Below are 5,030 nucleotides of genomic sequence, written 5' to 3'. Positions count from 1 at the left end.
GCCATGCTTGATGCTCTGCGCCTGCTTGCCTGTCTTGCCTGCGCCCAGGCTGCCCCCGCCGCCTCGCCGCGGGATGCGCTCGCCGTCGACGTCGAGCTGGTGCTGGCAGTCGACATCTCGCTGTCGATGGACGAGAAGGAGTTCGCGCTGCAGCGCGCCGGTTATGTCGAGGCGCTGCGGCATCCCGACTTCATCAAGGCTGTCCGCGCCGGCGCCACGGGCCGCATAGCGCTGACCTATTTCGAGTGGGCCGGCACGGTGCGCGACGACGCGGTCATCGGCTGGCAGATCATCGATAGTGCCGAGAGCGCCAACAGCTTTGCCGACGAGGTCGCGGCGCGTCCGTTCCGCAGCTTTCGCGGCACTTCGATTTCCGGCGCGCTGGCCTTCGGTGCCGAGCTTTTCGACCGCACGTCTTTCCAGGGCGAACGTAGCGTCATCGACATTTCGGGCGACGGACCGAACAATATCGGACCGCCAGTCACCGCGACGCGTGATGCGGCGACTGCCAAAGGCATCGTCGTCAACGGCCTGCCGATCCTGATCAGCCCGTCGCCCACCTTCAGCCATCTCGACCAGTATTACGCGCAATGCGTGACCGGCGGGCCCGGTTCCTTCGTGCTGCCCATCTATGCCGCCGCGGAGTTTTCGACAGCCATCCGGCGCAAGCTGATCCTCGAAGTGAGCGGCATTCGGGACAAGGCGAGAATCACCCCCGTCGACGCGGCCAAGCCGATAGACTGCCTGCAGGGCGAACGGGACAGGCGGTTTTTATCGGATCCGTATTTTCCCGAACTTGACCGCTGAGCTCTCGATAGTGCGGTTCACGCAATCCGGAGGGAAAACCGTTCCACGATTTTCCTGGAGTTGCTCTGGGTTCAGGCGAGCCGGGCGCCACATTGGTTGCGAAACTCGTTGGAGAGATCGCGGCGCCAGCGTCGGCCATGGACATAGCCTTGCATCAATTCCGGCAGCGAGTAGCCAAGCGCTTTCGACGATCGGTTGGCCATATAGCCCTGGAATGCCTCCGGTATCCTGCCTCGCAGGATATCGGCGATGAGCTGCCGCGAGATCATGTAAGGCGGAATGTGCGGGTAGGCGTGGGCAATATGAGGATGTTTGCCCATCAGGTTCGCATAGGCCTCGACATAGCCGTCACGGCGGCCGGAAATCGAGTTCTCCGAATTGTATTTCGTCCAGTCGAGGTCCTCGGACAGTTGCGCACCGAAGCGCCGGGCAAGGCGCAGCAGCAATTCGCGATCCTGCATGCGGGTGATGTCGCTGTCGTAGCCGCCGATGGCCAGCAAGGCTTCACGGCGAGCAGTGATCGCGGAGCCGGCGATGAAGATGGTCTGCCCAACCAGCGTCCGCTCAAGCATTGCGGGGCTCACGAATGCCTCTGGGTTGGCGCAGTTTGTGATGCGATTGCCCTTCAGGGACACGAACGAACTGATCAGCACTTGCAGTGCAGGATTTTCATCGAACCAGGTCAGGGTTCGTTCAAGCCGGTGCGGCAAGTAGATGTCGTCGGAATCGAGGAACGTCACCAACGGTGCCCGCGCCCGCTCGATGCCGGCATTCCTGGCGGCGTTGGCGCCTCGCCATTTCGCCCCGACATAGATCAGCCGCGGGTCCTGGATGCGGGCCAGCGCCGCTTCGGTCCCATCGGTCGAACCATCGTCGACGACAATGTGCTCAAACCTCGACATGCTCTGGGAGAATACGCTTTCCACGGCGCGCAACACTGTTTCGCGTCGGTTGTGGGTCGGCGTAATGACCGTGATGAGAGGTACTGGATCGATCCCGGCCATGTCTGTCAGCTGTTTCCTGCGCAGGGTTGCGCGTCTGTCCAGGACTTTTCGATTTTCAGAACGGTCGAATGGATTGGACTTCCCTTTCTCTACACCACATCACAGTCGGCGCGACGCTATAAAAAACGACTGCCCCTGTCACCCACCGTGCCGGTACTCAATCCAGGCGAGACAACGAATCCCCGCTCTTAGCGTTCCAATTGCAACAGCACCGCCGCACATAGCATTACGAATCACCGTGGAAGCAACCCATCATGACAGATAGCATACATCCCATTACCTCAGACGTAATCGCTTAGCGCTCGGCCTTTGGTCAGATTGCCCATGCAGAGGCCGGCAACTCGGCTTCGATGACAAGGGAGTTCAGTCATGGCCGCTTACGCCGTCGCCCATATGCGCCAAGCCACAATGGGTCCGCAGATCGTCGAATATCTGCATAGGATAGATGCCACGCTGGAACCTTTCGGCGGCCGTTTTCTGGTCCATGGCGGCGATGTGGAGGTGATCGAGAACGACTGGCCTGGCCATCTGATCATCATAGAATTTCCCGACAGGCAGCATGTGCATGGCTGGTACAATTCGCCGGCCTACCAAGCGATACTGGCGCTGCGCACGGACAATTCGGAGGCCGATGTGGTGTTCGTCGACGGCGTCGAACATCCGCACAAGGCCACGGATGTTCTGGAGCAATCGCCGGATCAAGGATCAATTGGACGCTGAACTGCGGTTCAAGGAATGGCGGTACAGCGTCTAGCTATGCCCAACATAGTCTGGCACCGTTTCGATTTTGTCGCGAACCATGCCAGTTGCGAAACTGAACTGGCCCCAAAACGCCAAACCATAAAATGCCTGACCGACAATCAGAGAAAAGGGAACCTGCCAAAGCGGCATCCCGGTTTCCCGGGCATGGCCTACGATCCGTCGTGTCGTGCGCCATGACATGGTGAGCCACCGGCTGAAGGACTTGACTATCCGTCGCGTGCGGCTCGGCGAATTGAGCGCAACGAACTTCCGGTCGGCGTCGCGACCTGTAACCAGGGCGCGCCAGTAAAAGAACCGCCAGCCCCGCGGCGAATAGTGATAAACGCGTGCGTTGACATTATGAATTTTGTGGCCTTCCCGCAGCAGTTCGCGCATCAGCAAAGTGCAGGAAACCTTGAAGCCGTTATGTTTTGGAAAAGGGTGGCTGAGGATCCACTCGCGTCGAAACGCTACATTGTTGGCGTTGATCGCTCGCTTCGAGGCAAATCGCCCGTCACCACGGGCCATCGGGAAAAACCAGATCAACGCAAAGGTTCTTGAAAAGAAGTCGTCGTATGAAAGGTATGTATATCCGTTTGCGCAGATAACTTCAGAGTTTTCAAAGGGTTCAAGCAGTCCTGATAGCCATCCTGGTTCCGCGACCACGTCGGAATCCAGAAAGATGACGATATCTCCGTCCGATGCCAGCATACCGTTGTTCTTCAGGTCGTAATATCGGCCGCCAGGGAAAGCTGTGAAGACGAGTTCGGCAACCTGACCGAGCTGCGGGGCCTCATTCGAAATCTCACGACGCAACGCCTCTTTGTCCGACTCTGCTCCGCCGTGAGAGATGACGATCCTTGGTCGCGCTGAACCGGTTGCTGAAACCGATGAGATTTCCCGAGCCAAGGCCTTCATCCCAACGCCGATCTCGCCCCAGTCGATCGATTTTGCATTCTCCATTTCGACGACGAGTGAATAAGTTGCGCGTTCTTCGACCATTTTTTGCCCCCCCGAGCCGTCAGTGTGGCTATAGCCGCACTAGCCCGCTGTCAAACAGTCGACGCCATTTACACTGGTTCGCGATCGTCATACAGGGCGACTTTGCTCGGCGCCAAACACACTGTTGCTTGGCGAGTCGGGTCTTTGATCGGTGAGGAAATTACCGTTTCAGCAAGAACACTGCCTGCTGGCCGAAGAAATTCCAGAACCACCACGGCATCGACAAGCCGATCTTCTGGCCGGCGGCGTCGAGGGCGGTTGCCTTCTCGACTGTCGCGCCGAGTTCGTCGCACAGATTGACGAAATCGCGGATGGTGCAGAAGTGGATGTTGGGCGTGTCGTACCAGGAATAGGGCAGGTCCTTGGTCACCGGCATGCGGCCGTTGAGGAACAGCGACAGGCGCACACGCCAATGGCCGAAATTGGGGAAGGAGACGATGGCGCGGTTGCCGATCCTGAGCAGTTCGTCGAGCACCAGCTTCGGGTTGCGGGTGGCCTGCAGCGTCTGCGACAGGACGACGAAGTCAAAGCCCTTGTCGGGATAGAATTCGAGATCCTTGTCAGCGTCGCCCTGGATGACCGAGAGGCCGCGCGCCACACATTCGTTGACGCCGCGCTGCGACAGCTCGAGTCCGCGGCCGTCGACCTGCTTGGTGTCCTGCAGCAGTTCGAGCAGCGAGCCGTCGCCCGAGCCGACATCGAGCACGCGCGACTGTGGCGGGATGAGGTTGGCGACGACTTCGAGGTCGACGCGCTGGTCGCGGTTGACGCTCATGGCTTCGCCTCCCGCCTGGCGCATGATCCCGATCCGAAAAGCCTGCAATTTTTCCGGGTCATGCGCTCAGCCCTCTCGCTCGGGCCGCCGAGCCGATGAAGCCGTTTATCGCGGCAAACAGTTCCGGCTCGTCGAGCAGGAATGCGTCGTGGCCACGGTCGGTCTCGATCTCGACGAAGGATACCGATGCGCCGGCGGCGTTGAGCGCATGCACGATCGAGCGGCTCTCCTCGGTCGGGAACAGCCAATCCGAGGTGAACGACACCAAGCAGAAGCGGGTTTTCGTGCCGGCGAAGGCATCGGCCAACCGGCCGCCATGGTCTGCGGCGAGGTCGAAATAGTCCATCGACCGCGTCATGTAGAGGTAGGAATTGGCGTCGAAGCGATCGACGAAGGTCATGCCCTGGTGCCGAAGATAGCTTTCGATCTGGAAGTCGGCGTCGAAGCCGAAGGTCAGCGCTTCGCGATCCTGCAGATTGCGGCCGAACTTGCGGTGCAGGGCGGCTTCCGACAGGTAAGTGATGTGGGCGGCCATGCGCGCTACCGCCAGGCCCTTTTCCGGGCGTTTGCCGTGCTCGAAATATTTGCCGCCATGCCAGTCCGGATCGGCCATGACAGCCTGCCGGCCAACCTCATGAAAGGCGATGTTCTGCGAGGAATGGCGCGCGCCGGTGGCGATCGGCAGCGCCGAGAAGACGCGC

The 5,030-nt window shown here is 59.9% G+C and carries 5 protein-coding genes and 1 pseudogene; 2 read left to right on the top strand and 4 right to left on the bottom strand.

What is annotated here, in order from left to right:
- The first annotated feature begins 3 nt into the window (after positions 1-3).
- The gene (locus tag EN879_RS23995; RefSeq protein WP_063169101.1) at positions 4-807 is read left to right on the top strand and encodes a DUF1194 domain-containing protein; all 804 of its coding nucleotides are present in this window, start codon (positions 4-6) and stop codon (positions 805-807) included.
- A 71-nt stretch (positions 808-878) separates the two neighbouring features.
- Here EN879_RS23995 and EN879_RS23990 read toward each other — a convergent pair whose 3' ends face one another.
- Entirely contained in the window at positions 879-1,811 is a 933-nt protein-coding gene (locus tag EN879_RS23990; protein ID WP_013529382.1) for a glycosyltransferase family 2 protein, read from the bottom strand.
- Between the two features lie 369 nt (positions 1,812-2,180).
- On the opposite strand from EN879_RS23990, the gene EN879_RS23985 reads away from it, so the two are divergent.
- Complete coding sequence (locus EN879_RS23985) at positions 2,181-2,531, top strand: DUF1330 domain-containing protein (protein WP_013529383.1); 351 nt, start codon at positions 2,181-2,183, stop codon at positions 2,529-2,531.
- Positions 2,532-2,561: 30 nt separating this feature from the next.
- Here EN879_RS23985 and EN879_RS23980 read toward each other — a convergent pair whose 3' ends face one another.
- The 3 genes and pseudogenes from EN879_RS23980 to metX form a co-directional block, all read right to left on the bottom strand.
- On the bottom strand, positions 2,562-3,554 hold the full coding sequence (locus EN879_RS23980; protein ID WP_063169100.1) for a glycosyltransferase: 993 nt from the start codon (positions 3,552-3,554) through the stop codon (positions 2,562-2,564).
- A gap of 160 nt (positions 3,555-3,714) precedes the next feature.
- The gene (metW, locus tag EN879_RS23975) at positions 3,715-4,329 is read right to left on the bottom strand and encodes a methionine biosynthesis protein MetW (protein WP_013529385.1); all 615 of its coding nucleotides are present in this window, start codon (positions 4,327-4,329) and stop codon (positions 3,715-3,717) included.
- A 58-nt stretch (positions 4,330-4,387) separates the two neighbouring features.
- Positions 4,388-5,030: pseudogene (metX, locus tag EN879_RS23970) on the bottom strand (homoserine O-acetyltransferase); the annotation flags it as partial.

Source organism: Mesorhizobium sp. M7A.F.Ca.AU.002.02.1.1 (genome assembly GCF_003998535.1).
In the GTDB taxonomy this organism is placed as follows: domain Bacteria; phylum Pseudomonadota; class Alphaproteobacteria; order Rhizobiales; family Rhizobiaceae; genus Mesorhizobium; species Mesorhizobium ciceri.
The sequence above is the reverse complement of the archived record's forward strand: the minus strand, read 5'-3'. Positions and strand labels throughout refer to the sequence as shown.